The sequence below is a fragment of the Variovorax sp. WDL1 genome (assembly GCF_001541225.1).
GTDB lineage: Bacteria > Pseudomonadota > Gammaproteobacteria > Burkholderiales > Burkholderiaceae_C > Variovorax.
Genome location: NZ_LMTS01000243.1, coordinates 28,518 through 45,071, shown reverse-complemented (window position 1 = coordinate 45,071; position 16,554 = coordinate 28,518). Strand labels below are relative to the sequence as shown.

Genomic DNA, 16,554 nt, shown 5'->3' with positions numbered 1-16,554 from the left:
GCCGCCGCCGTAGTCGCCGATGAGGTTCAGCGGCGGGACCGGCGCGCCGTCCTTGGGGCCGATCGCGTGAAGCGCGCCGGTGATGGCGATGTAGTTGAGGTCGTGGCCCGCCGCCTGCGCGAGCGGGCCCTCCTGGCCCCAGCCGGTCATGCGGCCGTAGACGATGCGCGGGTTGCGCGCGAGCACGGCCTCCGGGCCGAAGCCGAGGCGCTCCATCACGCCGGGGCGGTAGCCCTCGATCAGCACGTCGGCCTTCTCCAGCAGCTGGTACACCTGCTCGCGTGCGGCGGCGTCCTTCAGGTCGGCCAGCAGCACGCTGCGGCCGCGGCCGGTGATGTTGTGCCGCTCGCCCAGCTTCTTGCCGGGGCGGTCGATGGTGACGACGTCGGCGCCCATGTCGGACAGCAGCATGCAGGCGAAGGGGCCGGGGCCGATGCCGGCGAATTCGACGACGCGCAGGCCGAGCAGCGGGCCGGAACGGGAAGCGGGATTCATCTGGGTCTCCAGGGGGTCGATGGGTGACGAGAATGCCGCGGGCCCTCGACCGGCAGCAGCAGGGCCATCCGGCATGCGGTGAGCCCTACGTCATTGTATTGGTCTGTCCATTGCAAATCCAGGAAATTAACCTTGTCCGACCCTTGCCCGCATTGGGCTATCCTCGATCAACCCCAACCACATAGAGAAGCAATGGCAACCACACCGCAGCTGTCCTTCCAGGAGGTCAAGACGCGCCGCGTCTTCGAGGAGATCTGCGAGCAGATCCGCAAGCGCCTGGCCTCCGGCGTGCTCAAGCCCGGCGACAAGCTGCCGGCGGAGCGCGACCTAGCGGTGGAATTCAAGGTCAGCCGGCCCGCGGTGCGCGAGGCATTGCGCACGCTGGAGATCTCGGGCGTCGTCTCGCTGCAGAAGGGCGTGAAGGGGGGCGCCTTCATCCGCGACGGCAATCCGGCGCTCCTCACGCAGTCGCTGCAGGACCTGATGTTCCTGGGGCGCGTGTCGCTGGCCGGCCTGGCGGAGGCCCGGCGGCTGATCAACGGGATGGTGATCGAGCTCGCCTGCGAACGCGCCACCGAGGAGGACTTCGCCGCGATCGAGCGCAACATCGCAGAGATCGAGAGCAGCGACGACCTGCGGCGCCGCGCCGACGAGGGCGTGCGCTTCTTCGGCCTGATCGCCCGCGCCACCCGCAACGAGGTGCTGGCGATGCTGGTCGATTCGCTGTCCGACATCATCCGCTACGTGATCGACCAGACCGGCCGCAAGGCTCGCCCGGAGCTGGTCCCCGTGCGCCGCCGCATCCTCAAGGCGCTGCGCGCGCGCGATGCCAAGGCGGCCGCCAAGGGCATGGACGAATACCTGACCATCGTCCAGGAAGGCATGGACGTTGAGCCGACGGCTGCCGTGCCGGCACCGGCCCGCAGGATCGCCGCCAAGACGGCCCGCTGACACGCGCCTGCCCCGGCGCGGGGCTTGACAGGTACCGCTTGCGGTTTAGAATGGTCAAACCATTCAAACTGAACCGGTTCAACCTTCCATTCCCCATCGAGGACCTGTCATGACCGAGATCGTCGTCAACGAAGCCAACCAATGGCGCCTGAACACTCCCGGCTCTGCCGGCTGGGAAAAGTCGCCGCAACCGGGTGCGCCCGACAAGTACCTGATGATCTCGTCGGACACGCACGCCAACGAGCCCGGCAACCTGTGGGCCGAGCGCATCGACGCGAAGTACCGCGACCGCCTGCCCAAGGTGTGGATCGACGAGAAGGGCGTGCAGTGGCGCAAGATGGAAGCGTCCGAGCAGCCGGACCGGCTGATCCTGGCCAAGCTGGAGGGCGAGGACCTCGCCCGTTCCAGGGCCGGCGCCACCGCATCCGAGCGCGGCCCGAGCGTGGAGCAGCGCCTGAGCGACCTGGAGCTGGACGGCATCGACGGCGAGATCATCTTCCCGGGCAAGGGCCTGGGCATGTGGTACACCTTCGACCCCGACTTCGCCCACGCGCAGTGCGAGGTCTACAACACCTGGGCCTGGGAGAACTTCGGGCCCCACATCGAACGCCTGTCGCCCGCCGCTGCGCTGGCCACCGGGAACGTCGAGGCCACGCTCAAGGAGATCGACCGCTGCCTGAAGCTGGGCTTTCGCCACTTCACGCTGCCGTGCAAGCCGCTCTTCGGGCCGCCCAAGACCAACGAGCTGAACTACAACAAGGTGGAGTTCGATCCGATGTGGGCGCGCTTCGTCGAGGCCGGCGTGCCCGCCACCTTCCACGTCTCCACCGGCAAGGACCCGCGCACCACGCGCGGCCTGGGCGGCGCGGTGGTGAACTACGTCGTGCACTCGCTGTCGCCGACGCTGGAGCCGCTGGTGAACATCTGCGCGTCGGGCGTGGCGGAGCGCTTCCCGGAGCTGCGCTTCGGCAGCGTCGAAGCCGGCATAGGCTGGGTGCCATGGATGCTTGACGCGATGGACGAGGCCTACCTCAAGCACCACTTCTGGGTGAAGCCCAAGCTGAAGATGCTGCCCTCGGACTACTTCAAGGCGCGCGGCTTCGCGACCTTCGGCGAAGACCGCGCCGGCCTCGGGTTGATGGAGGAGCACGGCCTGCAGGACAACTTCATGTGGGCCAACGACTATCCGCACCACGAGGGCACCTGGCCGCATTCGGCGCAGGCGATCGAGCGCCAGATGGGGCATTTGAGCGAAGTGTCGCGCCGCAAGGTGCTGGGCGAGAACGCCGCGCGCGTGTTCGGCTTCAAGGAAGTCGCCGCGAAGTACGGCTACCAGTTCTGAGCGGCGAGAGCGGAGTTCACGCGGCGGCGGCGGCCGTTGCCGCGTGGCTCACTGCTTGCGGGAGTTCCACAGCTCCATGTAGTTCGCCTGCAGGCGCTCCAGGAACTTGTTCATTTCCGCAACCGCGGCGTCTGCATCGCGCGCACGCAGGTGCTTGAGCAGCCGGCGGCGCGAGGGCAGAGTGTAGGCGTTGTCGCTCGGGCCGATCGCCTTGACGAACTCGCGCATCACCTCCATCACGCCTTCCATGGTGATCTGGATGATCGGGTTGCGGGTGGCCACGGCAAGCAGGTTGTGGAACTCGCGGTGCAGGTCCGCGCGCTCCTGGAAGTTGCCGGCCTTGTTGGCCTTGGCGGCCAGCGCCACGTTCTCTTCGAGCGCTTGCAGGTCTTCCTCGGTCAGGCGCTCGCAGGCGACGCGCACCACGATGTCGCTGAGCCAGACCCGCGCCTCGGTCAGGTGCTCGGGCTTGATGGCGCCGAGGTGGTACAGGTCGCGCAAGCCGTTGACGATGACGCCGGAGCTGCCGGGCAGCACGAAGGCACCGCCGGACGCGCCCTTGCGCAGCTCGATCATGCCGCTCAGCTCGAGCGCGCGCAGCGCCTCGCGCAGCGTGTTGCGGCTGACCTTGAACTTGGCGGAGAGGTCGCGCTCGGCAGGGAGCCGGTCCCCGGGCTTGAGGCGGCCGGTGGCCACCAGCTCGCGGATCTGCGCCGCGATTTCCTCGAACGCGCGCGAGGGCGCGATGGGCTCGAATCCGAGGGAGGATTCGGAGGCTTCTTTCGGGCGGAAGTCGGCGTGGATCACGGCGCGGATTCTACCGTCTCACTTCAGCGAGAACGGGGCAGCGGCGAGCAGTTCGTTCGAGATCTTGACGACGACCTGCCCATCCTTCTCGGACTCGGCCAGCGCCTTCTGCCAGCCCGGGTCCGCCCTGAAAGCCGACCATGCGCGATCGCGTTCCTCATGGGACTCCCACTGGAGCACATACTTGATCTGCATGTTGTCCTCGCCGACGGCGACCGTGAACAGCGGCGTGATGCGCTGGATGCGATGTTTCTCGAACAGCGCGAGGGTGGCCGTCTCGAAGCGCTTGAGCACGATGGGCAGCTTGCCCGGGACGCAGGTGTAGGTGCGGAATTCGTAGAACACGGGTCTCTCCTTGTCTCTAGAGGGGGCGCGAAGCGAGCAGGGGCCCGTCTTCGTACTGAAGCACGACGAGCTCGACGGGCATGCCGCACTGGAAGGGCTTGTCCTGGCGCTCGACGAGCCGGGTGGCGATGCGCAGGCCGATCTCCAGGTCCACCACGCACACGGCGTAGGGCGCCTCGTCGACGAACACCTTGGGCGCTGCATGGATGCGGGTCCACGAATAGAGCGTGCCGCGCCCGCCCAGGTCCTTCCATTGCATGCGGTCCGACCAGCAGTGGGGGCATACGGGCTTGGGCGGGAAGGTGAACTTGCCGCAGGCCTCGCAGCAGGTGGTTTGCCAGCGGCCGGCGCCCAGGCCCTCCCAGAAGGTCTGCGTGAAGGCCGACACACGCGGCGGGTAGGCGCGCCGGCGCGGCATGGGGATGAGTTCGAGCGTCATCGTTGCGCCTCCAGGACGTGCACGAGCGCGGCGTTGTAGTTGCCAAGCTCGCCGGTGGCCAGTCCCAGCCGGGCATCCGCGACCTGGCGTTCGCCGGCGCGGCCGCGCAGCTGGTCGGCCATTTCGCAGTAGTTGTAGAGCGAGGTGACGTACGCCGGATGGCCGCGCGAGGTCAGGCCGCCGGAGGTCGAGATGGGGATCTGCCCGCCGAGCTTCGTGCGGCCCTCGGCCGCGGCCGGTGCGCCTTCGCCGCGGTCGAAGAAGCCCACTGCCTCGCTCACCAGCACCTCCACGACGGTGCAAGGCGCGTAGAACTCCGCCAGGTCGATGTCCGCGGGCGCGATGCCGGCCTGCCGGTAGGCGGTGGCCGCGGCCTCCTTGGCTGCAATCAGCTCGGTCATGTCGTTGGGCACCTCGTTGATCTGGTGCGAGCCGTCATGGCAGAAGCCGCGGCCGCGCACCAGCACATAAGGCCGGCCCAGCGACTTCGCGACCTCCTCCGAGGCCAGCACCAGGCAGGCGGCGCCGTCGCTGCGGCCCGGCACGTCGTACAGGCCGAGCGGCTCCACGATCGGGCGCTGCTCCAGCACCTCCGGCAGCGTGATCGGCTTGCGGTACTGCGCGAGCGGGTTCATCGAGGCGTGCCAGCGGTTCTTGACCGCGACCGCGCCGAAATGTTCGCGCGTGGCGCCGTATTCGTGCATGTAGCGCATGGCGTCCATGGCGTACCAGCTGATCGGGATGAAGCCGCTCGAGGCGTGGAAGTCCACGTCGCCGGTGGTGCGCATACTGCTCATCGCGTGCTCGGAGGCCGGGGTGGCAGCCTCCATGTTGATGCCCAGCGCGAGCGCGACGTCGGTGCGTCCGAGCAGTATCTCGTCGCAGGCACGGTCGAAGCAGACCGCGCCCGTCATGCCGTTGCCCATGACCTCCAGCACGCTTCCGGTGCACTGGAGGCGCAGGTGGCTGACCAGGAAAGTGGAGAAGTACTTCTGCAGCGTGTAGGGCCTGGGCAGCGTCAGCACGAGGCTGCCGATGTCCTTCTTCTCGACGCCGGCATCCGCGACCGCCTCGACCACCAGCCGGGTCATGATCTCCTGCTCCAGGACCTGCAGCGGCTCTTCCGCCTTGGTCTGGTGGCGGCCGACCGGAATCGCGCTGGTGCCGATGATGGCAACTCGACGAGTCATTGGGTGGGTTCCCCTTGGGTTGAAATGGCAGTCCAGTATATCTATAATGGTCAAACCATTCAACGTTCGGAGCTGCCAGTGACGACCCTGACCCCCGCGCCCGCCGATCCGCAGGCCGCCTTCGACTCGCGGGCCTTCCGCAACGCACTGGGCAGCTTTCCCACCGGCGTGGCCATCATCACCACGACAGGGCCCGACGGCAAGCCTATCGGGCTGACCTGCAATTCGTTCAGCTCGGTGTCGCTGGAGCCGCCGCTGGTGTCCTGGGGGCTGCGGCTGCAGAGCAAGAGCCTGGAGGCCTTCCGCCAGGCCGGCGCCTTCGCGATCAACGTGCTGGCGGAGGACCAGAAGGAGCTGTCGGCGCGCTTCGCCAGCGGCGCCGTCGTCGACAAGTTCGACGGCGTTGCGTGGGCTCCGGGCCACCGCGGGCTGCCGGTGATCGCGGGCAGCGTCGCCAGCTTCGAATGCGACAAGTTCGCCGAGCACCTGGCGGGCGACCACGTGCTCTTCCTGGGACATGTGGCGCGCTTCGACCATGGGCGCGAGGAAGCCTCCCTGGTCTTCTACAAGGGCGCCTACATGATGCTGACGCAGTCGCTGCGCGAGCTCGCCGCCGGCGGCCGGATGGATTCGGCCCACCTCGACCAGGCACGGCGCCTGGTCAACTGCATGCTGCTGCGCCTGGCCTGCCAGAACGGCTCGCCGGAAGACTTCGACGCGATCGAGCGCAACATTGCCGAGATCGAGAACTATGCCGATGCGGCCCAGCGCGCCGAGGCCAGCATCGAGTTCTTCCGCCTGGTCACCAAGGCCGCGCACAACGACGTGCTGGTCGTGGTGGCCGAGACGCTGACCACCCTGGTGCGCCATGTGCTGCAGACCGACACGACGCTGCGCGCCCGTCCCGAGCTGGTGCCGGTGCGCAGGAAGATCCTTGCGCACATGCGCGAGCGCGACCCCGACGCGGCCGAATGCGAGATGAGCCATTACTTCGACCAGCTTCGCCGCGATGTCGCGGCTGAGGAAGCCCAGGCATGACACGCACGACCACCCCGAAGACGAACAGCACCGCAGCCGAAGGCGAAGGTACTTCAGTGCCCATGAACGACCTGCCCACGACCGAATGCGATGTGCTGGTGATCGGCTCCGGCGCCGGCGGACTGTCGACGGCCATCACCGCCAGGAAGAACGGCCTGGACGTCATCGTGGTCGAGAAGGAGCCGGTGTTCGGCGGCACTACCGCGTTCTCAGGCGGAGTGCTGTGGATTCCACTCTCTCCCCATGCAAAGAAGGCCGGCTACGCGGACACGCGCGACGCGGTGATCCGCTACATGAAGGCCGAGACCGGCCGCTGGTACGACGGCCCGGCGGTGGAGGCTTTCATCGACAAGGGTCCGGAGATGGTGGCGTTCTTCGAGCGCGAGACCGAGGTCCGGTTCATCCCGACGCTGTACCCCGACTACCACCCCGACGCCGAGGGCGGCGTGGACATCGGCCGCTCGATCCTCGCCGCGCCCTACGACATCCGCGAGCTGGGTCCGGAGATGGCGCGCCTGCGCCCGCCGCTGGCCACCATCACCTTCATCGGGATGATGTTCAACTCCGCCAACGCGGACCTGAAGCACTTCTTCCGCTTCACCAAGTCCTTCACTTCGTTCAGGTACGTGGTGAAACGCGTGCTCAATCACCTGAAGGAGCTGGCGCTGTACCGCCGCGGCATCAACGTGACGAGCGGCAACGCGCTGGCGGCGCGCCTCGCGAAGTCGGCGCTCGACCTGGAGATCCCGATCCGCACGCGCACGCCGGCGCAGGAGTTGATCGTCCGGGACGGCCGCGTGACCGGCGCGCTGGTGAAGGGGCCCGAGGGGCTGCAACGCATCGTCGCGCGCAAGGGCGTGGTTCTGGCCGGCGGCGGGTTCTCGCACGACACGCAGCGCATCGCGCGGGCCTACCCGCACTTGCGCGCGGGGGGCGAGCATTTCTCTCCGGTGCCTCGGGGCAACACCGGCGACGGGGCGCGCCTGGCCGAGAAGGCCGGAGGCCGCGTCGAGATCCGCTTCAGCTCGCCGGCGGCCTGGATGCCGACCTCCAAGGTGCCGCTGGGCAAGGGCGAGTACGGGGCCTTCCCGCACCTGCTGGACCGCTACAAGCCCGGCATCATCGGCGTGCTGAAGAACGGCAGGCGCTTCACGAACGAGTCGAACTCCTACCACGACGTGGGCGCGGCGATGGTCGCTGCGGGGCAGGGAGCGGAGACCGGCATGTGGCTGGTCTGCGGCCAGGCGACGATCGGCAAGTACGGCCTGGGCTACGCCAAGCCCGCGCCGATGCCGCTCGGGCCGCTCGTGCGCAACGGGTACCTGGCCAGGGGCGCGACGCTGCGCGAGCTGGCGCAGAACGCGGGCATCGACCCGGACGGACTGGAGCAAACCGTGCGCGAGTACAACGAGGGCGCAGTGCAGGGCGTCGACCGCCAGTTCGGCCGCGGCACCACATCCTTCAACCGCTACCTGGCCGACCCGGACAACAAACCCAACCCCTGCGTCGCGCCGGTCGGCGACGGCCCCTACTACGCGCTGCGCATCGTGATGGGCGACCTGGGCACCTTCGACGGCATCGCCACCGACGTGGTGGGCCGCGTGCTCGATGCGCAGGACCAGCCTATCGAAGGCCTGTACGCGGTGGGCAACGACCGCGCCAGCGTGATGGGCGGCAACTACCCCGGCGCCGGCATCACGCTGGGGCCGATCATGACCTTCGGCTACATCACCGGCCGCCACCTTGCAGGCCTGGAGCCGTCACTCGCATCCAGAAGCACCAACACCTCGAAGGAACCCGATGCAGTACCCGCCTAAGCCTCTCGTCGACCACCGCATCTACACGATCAAGCCGCGCAAGATGCCGGAGTTCCTCGACGTGTTCAACAGGCTCGCCATGCCGTTCCTCAACGAGACGCTGGGCACGCCGCTCGGCTTCTACGTGAGCCACGTCGGCCCGCTCAACCAGTTCGTGCACCTGTGGGGCTACGACGACCTGGCGGACTACGAGCGGCGTTGCAAGGCACGCGACGCACATCCGGCGTTCCCGGCCTACCTGCAGGCCTCGGAACACCTGGTCGTGGCGCAGGAGACGCGGCTGATCAAGGCGGTGGAGATGATGCCGGCGCGATAGCGGCTTTCGCGAAGGCGCCTACGCGCCGCCTCGCGCTCTGACTGCTGCGTGTCGCTGCAATCAGTGCATGTGGGGTGTGGCGGACGATCCCGGCTGAGCCGGCACCGTCACGGCGACCGTCTCGCGGGTCAGGATCTTGTGGACCGGGTCGGCCACTTCGATCAGCAACTTGTGCGCGCCGGGCTCCAGGCCGACGACGATGATCGGATCGCCGCTCGTGTGAGCCCACGTTCCGGGTCGGTCGTCGACGGTCACGTGGAGATGGCCCGCACGCGGCGACACCTCCAGGGCGCCCTTGCCGAAGACCGGAAGGATCCGCACGTTCTCGGCCCTGTACTGGAGGATGACGACGCCTCGCGCCAGAGGCTCGGCCAGCGGCGGATACACGACCAGCTTCGGCGGCGCTTCCGTTGCGAGCGGAAGCACGGCAGCGGGACGACCGGCCTCGGTTGCTGTCTGCGCCCCGGCTGCCAGGCAGAAAAGAGCGCTGGTTGCTGCAAGGGCCAGGTGACTGAAGTGGGATCGCATGGGTGATTTCCTTCGTGCTTGGGATCGAACGGGTAACGATGAGCTGTATTGAAAACGGCGTTCGTATCCGTGATTTGTCGAAGGATGGCCGATTTGCATTCCGGCGTGTTCGCGTGGCTGCGAGACACACTGGCGTACAAACCCGGCCGTGCCCGGGACTGCCAGTGGCTTGGCGTACAAGCGCTCCTCGCCGGCCGAGTCGCATGCACTCGCCGGCCTCTTGCTCCGGGCCTTCCTCTAGAAGTCGACCAGGCTCAGCCCGATGCTCAGTACCGTGCGCTTGCGGTTGTAGTCGACCAGCGTGTCGCCGTAGCCGTGGAACAGCTGCGTGTGGAAGCGCAGGTTGCTCCTCGCCGAATCGCCAAGGGACTTGAGCCACTCGAGCCGGACCGAGCCGCGGCCGCTCTCGCGCAGGTTGTTGCGCACCGTCACGGCGAGCGTGTTGTCCTGGTTGAGATTCCAGCGGCCCGTGACTTCTGCGCGGCCGATGTAGTTCGAGATGTCGGGGTTGTCGTCGTCGGCGCCGCTCTCGTGCAGGCGCTGCCAGACGCGGCCGGTGATGGTGAAGCGGTCGTCCAGCTCCATGCCTCCCATCAGGTAGAGGCGGTTCCAGCTGCGCGAGTAGGGCAGGCTCTGGCCGTTCGACTGGTGCACCAGGCCGACACCCGCATAGCGCCAGCGCCAGCCGCCGGGCAGCCGGTAGTCCGTGGGGTAGACGTACATCAGCTCGGGCTCGTGGTCGGTGGTGCGGAAGGGCCGCGAGATGTCGCCGTTGAAGATCTGCCAGGTCGACTGCTGGCTGTAGCCGAACCACAGCGAGTCCTTCTTGACCGGATCGTTCTGCGTCAGCATGCCCTGGGCGAGCTTGGTGCGCACCGACAGGCCGATGCGCATCTCGTTGGCCTGGTAGGGAATGTAGGTGCCGGTGTGGCCGGTCGCGGGCGAGGTCGGCGTGTCGGGCTTGTGGTTCGAGGTCGCGAACGACACGTTCAGCGGCCTGTAGCCGCGGAAGCTGAAGGTGCCGCAGTCGCTCCCGTTCTCGAGTTCCCAGAAGCGCGAGAGCGCAGAGTACTGGCTGTCGCGGCAGCCCTCCTCGGTCGCGACGGAGACGACGCGCGTGGCGGGCACGGCGGCGTCCACGGGCGCCGGTGGCTGCGCGTTGGCGAGCGCCGGCGGCGCGGTGGGTATCACGGCTGCCGGCAGCGTCTGCTGCTGGGCCCAGCGGTCGAAGCAGGCCAGACGTGCCTCGTTGTCGCTCGCGAGCCGCTGGCACTGCTGCCAGGTCAGCTGCGCGTCGGCCAGCGGGCTGGCCGGTTGCTGCGCGGGCTGGGCCTGCGCGAGCGCCATGCCGAGACCAGCGAGGAGCACCGCGAAGGTGGTGGTGATGCGTGTGTGTTTCATTGCCAACTGCCTGTCTTGTTCAGCACGAAGGGATGCGTGCTGTCGTCGGACGCGTTGCGCCACGTTCCCCTGAATTCCCTGCCGCAGGAGCCCGGCTGGAGCTCGCCCAGCCAGTTGCCGCTGATGGCTCGGCCGTCCATCGACTCGTCGAGGCTGAGCAGGCCTTCGTCGTCGATGTCGCCCGCGAGCTGGGCCACCGTCGGCGGCTTCACGCCGCTCTCGCGCGTGAGGGTGCCGCGAACGCCTTCGTAGTCGGGATGCCTCGCCAGCCGAACGCGCGCGATGCCGGGCACGCCTTCTATGCGTGCCTCCCAGTTGCCGTAGAGCGCGCCCGCGGGCAGCTCACGGCCGTTGGCGGGGCAAGCCGGCTGGGCCAGGGCGGCGCCGGCAGCCAGGCCCAGGGCCGGAGCCAGCAGCAGCAGCCGGCGCCTCATGAGCCTGCGGCGGCCGCTGCTGCTGCCGCCGCCGCGTTGTCCTGGGCCTTGCGCGCGAACTCGGCGCGCAGCGCCTTGAGCTTCTCGCGCGGATCTTCCTTGATGGTCTTCTTGTCGAGCGCCATCTCGGCGATGAAACGGCTCGGCTGCGCAGGCACCATCTCGCGGCCCTGTTTGCGGCGCTTGGTCCAGCTCACGGCAAGGCTGCGCTGGGCGCGCGTGATGCCGACGTACATCAGGCGGCGCTCCTCCTGCAGGCGCGCCAGCGTTTCGTCACTGACCTTCTGCTGCCGGCCGCCATCGTCCTCGAGCTTGAAGGGCAGCAGGCCCTCGTTCACGCCGATCAGCATCACGTGCGGCCACTCCAGGCCCTTGGAAGCATGCAGCGTGGAGAGCGTGACCACGTTCTGGTCCTTCTCGCGCTCGCTGATGGTGGACAGGAGCGAGATGGTCTGCGCCACCTCCAGCAGGCTCTTGCGCTCGTTCTCGACCGTCGCACCGGAAGGACTTGCCCCCACGCTCGGCGCTGCCGTGTCCTCGCTGCCCCCCGAGGGGGCTCTCGCGGCTTGGAGCGGTCCGGCGCCGCTCGCGTCGGCGATCTGCCCGCCGCAGCGCTGCGACATCCAGTCGCAGAACTCGAGCACGTTGGTCCAGCGGCTGGCGGCAGCCTGCTCGCTGTCCTCTCCGTCGTAGAGGTGCTTTTCGTAGTCGATCTCCTTGAGCCAGTCGGCCAGGAAGGTGCGCGCGTCCTCGGCGCCCATGGTGCGGCGTGCGCGGTATTCGAGGTCGTTGATGTAGCGGCCGAACTCGTGCAGTCCCTCCTGCGCGCGCTTGGCCATCACGCTGGGCAGCGAGGGCGAGAACAATGCTTCGAACAGGCTCAGCTTGTACTGGCTCGCGAAGGTGCCGAGGCTTGCCAGCGTGGTGTGGCCGATGCCGCGCTTGGGCGTGGTCACGGCGCGCAGGAAGGCCGGGTCGTCGTCGTTGTTGACCCACAGGCGGAACCAGCCGCACAGGTCCTTGATCTCGGCGCGGTCGAAGAAGCTCTGGCCGCCGGAGACCTTGTACGGGATCTGCGCGCGGCGCAGGGCCTGCTCGAACACGCGCGCCTGGTGGTTGGCGCGGTAGAGGATCGCGAAGTCGCGGAACTCCTTGAACTGCGGGCCCTGCGCGGTCGCATCGCCGCCGCGCAGGCTCTGGATGCGTGCCACGGCGCGCTCGGCCTCGTGCGCCTCGTTGTCGGCGTCGACCACGCGCACCGGCTCGCCCTCGCCCAGCTCGCTGAACAGGGTCTTGGGGAAGAGCTTGGGGTTCGGGCCGATCACGTTGTTGGCCGCCCGCAGGATGGCGCTGGTGCTGCGGTAGTTCTGCTCGAGCTTGATGACCTTGAGCGTGGGGAAGTCGACCGGCAGCTTGCGCAGGTTGTCCAGCGTGGCGCCCCGCCAGCCATAGATCGACTGGTCGTCATCGCCCACCGCGGTGAAGCGGCCGCGCTGGCCGACCAGCGCCTTGAGCACCTCGTACTGCGTGGCGTTGGTGTCCTGGTACTCGTCGACCAGCACATGGCCGAGCGCGGCCTGCCACTTGGCGCGCACGTCCTCGTGCTGCTGCAGCAGCTTGAGCGGCATGCCAATCAGGTCGTCGAAGTCCACGCTCTGGTAGGCGGTCAGGCGCTCTTCGTAGCGCGCCATGATGCGCGCCGTGATGCGTTCGTTGTCGTCGGCCGCCTGGGCCTCGGCCTGCGCGGCGTCGAGCCCCATGTTCTTCCACTTGCTGATGGTCCACTGCCAGATGCGCGCTGTGGCGGCGTCGGTGGTGCCGCCGGCATCCTTGAGGATCTTGGTGACGTCGTCGCTGTCGAGGATGCTGAAGGCCGGCTTCAGGCCGAGCACGGAGCCGTCCTCGCGCATCATGCGCACGCCCAGCGCGTGGAAGGTGCAGACCACCACCTTGTTGGCATCGCGCCCGATCAGGCCCTTGGCGCGCTCGCGCATCTCGCTCGCGGCCTTGTTGGTGAAGGTGATGGCGGCGATGCGCTGGGGCGCCAGCCCGGACTGGATCAGCCGCGCGATCTTGTGCGTGATGACGCGCGTCTTGCCCGAGCCCGCGCCGGCGAGCACCAGGCAAGGGCCATGGAGGTAGTTGACGGCTTCTTGCTGCGCGAGATTGAGACCGGAGGACATGAAGGCGGCGGAAGGGCGCAAAGCGGGCAATGATACGGGTGCGCCCCGATGCAAGGCTGTGTGAAAGCTGTGTCGCGATGTCGCACGACGACAATCGCCCGCGTGCTTCAAATTCTTTCCGTCACGCTCCCTTTCTTCGCGCTGATCGCTGCCGGCTATGCAGCAGCCCGCTGCGGGGCACTGCCGCTGGGCGCCATTCCGGGCCTCAATGCCTTCGTGCTCTATTTCGCGCTGCCGTGCATGCTGTTCCGATTCGGCGCGGGTGCGCCGATCGCGCAGCTTCTCGATGCCGGCGTCGGGGTCGTCTGGGGCGGCTGCGCGCTGCTCGTGGTCGGGGCCACGGTGGGGCTGGCGCGTCATCAGGGCCTGACCTGGAACGACGCGTCCTTCGGGGCGCTGGTGGCGGCCTTCCCCAACACCGGTTTCATGGGGCTGCCCCTGCTGATCGCGATCCTGGGCGCGCAGGCGGCCTCGCCGATGATCATCACCATTGCCCTGGACCTGGTGCTGACGTCCTCGCTGTGCATCGCGCTGTCGCGCCTCGACGGGGCCGGTGCGCATGGCGCGGCCCGGGCGGCGCGGCAGGCCCTGCGCGGCATCATGCAGAACCCGATGCCCTGGGCGATCCTGCTCGGTGGCCTGGCCTCGGCAACCGGCCTCGCCCTGCCGGGCCCGCTGGAGCGCACGATCGCGATGCTGGGCGATGCCGCCTCGCCGGTGGCGCTGTTCACCATCGGCGCCGTGCTGGCCCGCTCGGCGATGTTGGCCCGCGAGCATCGCGCCAGCGCACGTGTCGGCGAGGCCATGGGCAGCGGGGTGCGGGCGCTTTCGCCGGCGCGGACGGCCGATCTGCTGTGGGTGGCAGCGATCAAGCTGCTGGCGCATCCCTTGCTGGTCTACGGTGCGGGACGCGCTGCGATGGCTCTCGGCTTCCCGCTGGAACGCAGCGCGCTGGTCGTGATGGTGCTGGTGGCCGCGCTGCCGAGCGCGAGCAACGTGGCCATGCTGGCCGAGCGCTTCGGCGCCGACAGCGGGCGCATCGCGCGAATCATCCTGTGGACCACTGTGGCAGCTTTCTTCAGCTTTCCGCTGGCGGTGGGCTGGCTGCGCTAAGGCCTTCACGCGGGGGCCTTTCCCCTGCGGCCCGCCCAAAGAGCCTGGACATCGGCTTCGGACCGCGTCAAGCGCTGTTTCAGAATATTGCCTACAGCGGGACGTTGACTATTGACCGATAGTGTTAACTATTCCTTTTGACTAATTCTTCTGTTTTCAAATGCCCTGCTAAAGTGGCGTCAAAACCCTGGGGGAAACTGCCATGACGACTTGGATGCGCTGGATGCTGTGTGTGGCGTGCCTTGCCACCGTGGGCTGGCTTTGGCACGCCGGTGCCTTGAGTGCCGTTCCGGCACTGGCGACGGGCGCCGCCAGCCTCCTGTTGTTCGCCCGCACCGGCCACGCACAGCGCAGGCGCCGCACGGCGCTGCAATACATCGAGATGGGCAAGCAGCCGATCGGCATGCACTGAAGAAGGCGTGAACGCGCCGGCCCTGCGCTTCGCGCCGCGGCCGGCGAAGCCAGGGCGCGAGTTCAGATGCTTTGCGGGTCGACGTCGACCAGCCAGCGGATCACGCCCTTGCCCTCGGGCTGCTTGCGCAGCCCATGCAGCACAGGCTGCCAGGCCGCCAGCAGGCGCTGCAGCGCCGTACGCGAAGCGCTCTCGACCAGCAGCTGTGCCCGTTCCACGTCGGCCACGCGCTGGATCGCATGCGGCACGGGGGAATAGCGGGTCACCTGCTGCGCACCCTCCAGCCCCTCGGCCCCCGCGTTGGCGGCGTGGAGAAAACCCTGCGCTGCTTCCTGCGTACGGGCATCGGCACGCAACAGGGCCTGGAAGGCGAAGGGCGGCATGCCGGCCGCCGCGCGCTCCTCCAGCTCGCGCTGGGCGAAGGCCGGGTAGTCGTGCCGGCGCAAGGCGGCGAAGAGGGCGTGCCGCGGGTGATGGGTCTGGATCCACATCTCCGCGGTGGAGCCCTGCGCCGACAGGTAGGCCGCGTCGCGCCCGGCGCGTCCGGCCGACTGCATGAGCAGGCTGAACAGGCGCTCGGGCGCGCGGAAGTCGCTCGAAAACAGCGCGCTGTCGGGATTCACGGCCGCCACCAGCGTGATGCGGCGGAAGTCGTGGCCCTTGGCGATCATCTGCGTGCCCACCAGCACGTCGACCTCGCCCGCATGCACCGCCGCCAGTTGCGACTCGAGCGCGCCCTGCCGGCGCGTGCTGTCGGCATCGATGCGGGCGATGTGCACCGGGCTGCCGTCGGGCCGCCTCACGTCGGCGAACAGCTCGCCCAGGTGCTCCTCGAGCCGCTCCGTGCCGCGGCCCACCGGCGCGATGTCCGGGTTGCCGCACGCGGGGCAGGCGCGCGGCACCCGTTCGGTGAAGCCGCAATGGTGGCAGCGCAGCGTGCGGTCGATCTTGTGGAACACGCGGTAGGCGCTGCAGTGCGGGCATTCGCTTTTCCAGTCGCAGTCGCCGCAGGCCAGAACGGGCGCATAGCCGCGCCGGTTCAGGAACACCATGCTCTGCTCGCCGCGCGCCACCCGCTGGCCGATGGCGTCCAGCAGCGCGGCGGAAAGCACGGTACGCGGCGGCTGCAGGCCCATGTCGACCAGCCGCACCGTGGGCAGCGCCCCGGTGCCGATGCGCGAGGGCATCGCCAGGCGAACATAGCGCCCGCCGGCATCCGCGCCGTCGGCCGGCCGGCTCTGGTGCCAGCTCTCCAGCGACGGCGTGGCCGAGCCCAGGATCACCTTGGCGCCTTCGCGCCGGCCGCGCCAGACGGCCAGGTCCCGTGCCGAATAGCGGGCGCCTTCCTGCTGCTTGTAGCTGGGGTCGTGCTCCTCGTCGACCACGATCAACTCGAGCGCCGGGATCGAGGCGAACACCGCCATCCGGGTGCCGAGCACGATGCGCGCCACTCCTGCGTGCGCCGCCAGCCAGCTCGCCAGGCGCTGGGGATTGGTCATGCCGCTGTGCAGCGACACCACGGCGCCGCTCCCGAAGCGGTCCTTGAAGCGAGCCTCCAACTGCGGGGTAAGGTTGATCTCCGGCACCATCACCAGCGCCTGGGCATGCGGCTTGCGTTCGAGCAGCGACGCGACGGCCTGCAGATAGACCTCGGTCTTGCCGCTGCCGGTGCTGCCGAAGAGCAGGAAGGGGCCGCTTTCGGCGGCGAAGCGCGACAGTGCCTCTGCCTGCTCGGGCGTCAGC

17 protein-coding genes are annotated in these 16,554 nt (G+C 68.5%); 7 read left to right on the top strand and 10 right to left on the bottom strand.

Features of this window, described 5'->3' with window-relative positions; all coding sequences use genetic code 11:
- The coding region (locus APY03_RS44815; protein ID WP_232324473.1) for a CoA transferase at positions 1-495 on the bottom strand (495 nt) is incomplete at its 3' end.
- A 192-nt stretch (positions 496-687) separates the two neighbouring features.
- Here APY03_RS44815 and APY03_RS30290 point away from each other — a divergent pair.
- Both APY03_RS30290 and APY03_RS30285 read left to right on the top strand, forming a co-directional pair.
- A complete protein-coding gene (locus APY03_RS30290) occupies positions 688-1,446 on the top strand; it encodes a FadR/GntR family transcriptional regulator (protein ID WP_068682912.1) in 759 nt (252 codons plus the stop codon).
- A 109-nt stretch (positions 1,447-1,555) separates the two neighbouring features.
- Positions 1,556-2,788, top strand: coding sequence for an amidohydrolase family protein (locus tag APY03_RS30285; RefSeq protein WP_068682910.1), 1,233 nt, complete (start codon positions 1,556-1,558; stop codon positions 2,786-2,788).
- Positions 2,789-2,836: 48 nt separating this feature from the next.
- On the opposite strand, the gene APY03_RS30280 is transcribed toward APY03_RS30285, so the two are convergent.
- From APY03_RS30280 to APY03_RS30265, 4 genes are read right to left on the bottom strand one after another with little or no spacing between them, the layout of a single operon-like run.
- Complete coding sequence (locus tag APY03_RS30280; RefSeq protein ID WP_232081164.1) at positions 2,837-3,595, bottom strand: FadR/GntR family transcriptional regulator; 759 nt, start codon at positions 3,593-3,595, stop codon at positions 2,837-2,839.
- A gap of 18 nt (positions 3,596-3,613) precedes the next feature.
- Positions 3,614-3,940 (bottom strand): NIPSNAP family protein, encoded by a 327-nt coding sequence (locus APY03_RS30275; protein ID WP_068682908.1) that lies wholly within the window; start codon positions 3,938-3,940, stop codon positions 3,614-3,616.
- Between the two features lie 16 nt (positions 3,941-3,956).
- The gene (locus APY03_RS30270) at positions 3,957-4,379 is read right to left on the bottom strand and encodes a Zn-ribbon domain-containing OB-fold protein (RefSeq protein ID WP_068682906.1); all 423 of its coding nucleotides are present in this window, start codon (positions 4,377-4,379) and stop codon (positions 3,957-3,959) included.
- The gene (locus APY03_RS30265) at positions 4,376-5,569 is read right to left on the bottom strand and encodes a thiolase family protein (protein WP_068682904.1); all 1,194 of its coding nucleotides are present in this window, start codon (positions 5,567-5,569) and stop codon (positions 4,376-4,378) included. The genes APY03_RS30270 and APY03_RS30265 overlap by 4 nt, the downstream gene beginning before the upstream one ends.
- A gap of 78 nt (positions 5,570-5,647) precedes the next feature.
- Here APY03_RS30265 and APY03_RS30260 point away from each other — a divergent pair, with 78 nt between their 5' ends.
- From APY03_RS30260 to APY03_RS30250, 3 genes are all read left to right on the top strand, one after another.
- Positions 5,648-6,607, top strand: a complete 960-nt coding sequence (locus tag APY03_RS30260) for a flavin reductase (protein ID WP_068682902.1) — start codon at positions 5,648-5,650, stop codon at positions 6,605-6,607.
- A 62-nt stretch (positions 6,608-6,669) separates the two neighbouring features.
- Positions 6,670-8,424, top strand: coding sequence for an FAD-dependent oxidoreductase (locus APY03_RS30255; RefSeq protein WP_068682932.1), 1,755 nt, complete (start codon positions 6,670-6,672; stop codon positions 8,422-8,424).
- Complete coding sequence (locus APY03_RS30250; protein ID WP_068682900.1) at positions 8,408-8,740, top strand: NIPSNAP family protein; 333 nt, start codon at positions 8,408-8,410, stop codon at positions 8,738-8,740. Before APY03_RS30255 ends, APY03_RS30250 begins: the two co-directional genes overlap by 17 nt.
- 60 nt (positions 8,741-8,800) lie before the next feature.
- Here the strand turns inward: APY03_RS30250 and APY03_RS30245 are convergent, their stop codons facing one another.
- The 4 genes from APY03_RS30245 to APY03_RS30230 form a co-directional block, all read right to left on the bottom strand.
- Positions 8,801-9,268: a DUF6130 family protein gene (locus APY03_RS30245; protein ID WP_068682898.1), complete on the bottom strand. Its 468-nt coding sequence runs from the start codon at positions 9,266-9,268 to the stop codon at positions 8,801-8,803.
- Positions 9,269-9,505: 237 nt separating this feature from the next.
- Positions 9,506-10,669: a phospholipase A gene (locus tag APY03_RS30240; RefSeq protein ID WP_068682896.1), complete on the bottom strand. Its 1,164-nt coding sequence runs from the start codon at positions 10,667-10,669 to the stop codon at positions 9,506-9,508.
- Positions 10,666-11,103, bottom strand: a complete 438-nt coding sequence (locus APY03_RS30235; RefSeq protein ID WP_068682894.1) for a hypothetical protein — start codon at positions 11,101-11,103, stop codon at positions 10,666-10,668. The genes APY03_RS30240 and APY03_RS30235 overlap by 4 nt, the downstream gene beginning before the upstream one ends.
- Positions 11,100-13,286 carry an ATP-dependent helicase gene (locus APY03_RS30230; protein ID WP_068682930.1) on the bottom strand — a complete coding sequence of 729 codons (2,187 nt, stop codon included), beginning with the start codon at positions 13,284-13,286 and terminating at the stop codon, positions 11,100-11,102. Before APY03_RS30230 ends, APY03_RS30235 begins: the two co-directional genes overlap by 4 nt.
- A 102-nt stretch (positions 13,287-13,388) precedes the next feature.
- On the opposite strand from APY03_RS30230, the gene APY03_RS30225 reads away from it, so the two are divergent.
- Both APY03_RS30225 and APY03_RS30220 read left to right on the top strand, forming a co-directional pair.
- Positions 13,389-14,399 (top strand): AEC family transporter, encoded by a 1,011-nt coding sequence (locus tag APY03_RS30225; RefSeq protein ID WP_068682892.1) that lies wholly within the window; start codon positions 13,389-13,391, stop codon positions 14,397-14,399.
- A gap of 202 nt (positions 14,400-14,601) precedes the next feature.
- Positions 14,602-14,811: a hypothetical protein gene (locus APY03_RS30220; RefSeq protein ID WP_068682890.1), complete on the top strand. Its 210-nt coding sequence runs from the start codon at positions 14,602-14,604 to the stop codon at positions 14,809-14,811.
- 62 nt (positions 14,812-14,873) lie between these two features.
- Here the strand turns inward: APY03_RS30220 and priA are convergent.
- On the bottom strand, positions 14,874-16,554 hold a 1,681-nt coding region (gene priA, locus APY03_RS30215; protein ID WP_232324472.1), incomplete at its 5' end, for a replication restart helicase PriA.

Coding starts and splice junctions, on each gene's coding strand:
- APY03_RS30250 (WP_068682900.1), top strand. CDS start 8,408: ATGCAGTACCCGCCTAAGCCTCTCGTCGACCACCGCATCTACACGATC.
- APY03_RS30265 (WP_068682904.1), bottom strand. CDS start 5,569: ATGACTCGTCGAGTTGCCATCATCGGCACCAGCGCGATTCCGGTCGGC.
- APY03_RS30270 (WP_068682906.1), bottom strand. CDS start 4,379: ATGACGCTCGAACTCATCCCCATGCCGCGCCGGCGCGCCTACCCGCCG.
- APY03_RS30255 (WP_068682932.1), top strand. CDS start 6,670: ATGAACGACCTGCCCACGACCGAATGCGATGTGCTGGTGATCGGCTCC.
- APY03_RS30240 (WP_068682896.1), bottom strand. CDS start 10,669: ATGAAACACACACGCATCACCACCACCTTCGCGGTGCTCCTCGCTGGT.
- APY03_RS30290 (WP_068682912.1), top strand. CDS start 688: ATGGCAACCACACCGCAGCTGTCCTTCCAGGAGGTCAAGACGCGCCGC.
- APY03_RS30230 (WP_068682930.1), bottom strand. CDS start 13,286: ATGTCCTCCGGTCTCAATCTCGCGCAGCAAGAAGCCGTCAACTACCTC.
- APY03_RS30220 (WP_068682890.1), top strand. CDS start 14,602: ATGACGACTTGGATGCGCTGGATGCTGTGTGTGGCGTGCCTTGCCACC.
- APY03_RS30245 (WP_068682898.1), bottom strand. CDS start 9,268: ATGCGATCCCACTTCAGTCACCTGGCCCTTGCAGCAACCAGCGCTCTT.
- APY03_RS30235 (WP_068682894.1), bottom strand. CDS start 11,103: ATGAGGCGCCGGCTGCTGCTGCTGGCTCCGGCCCTGGGCCTGGCTGCC.
- APY03_RS30285 (WP_068682910.1), top strand. CDS start 1,556: ATGACCGAGATCGTCGTCAACGAAGCCAACCAATGGCGCCTGAACACT.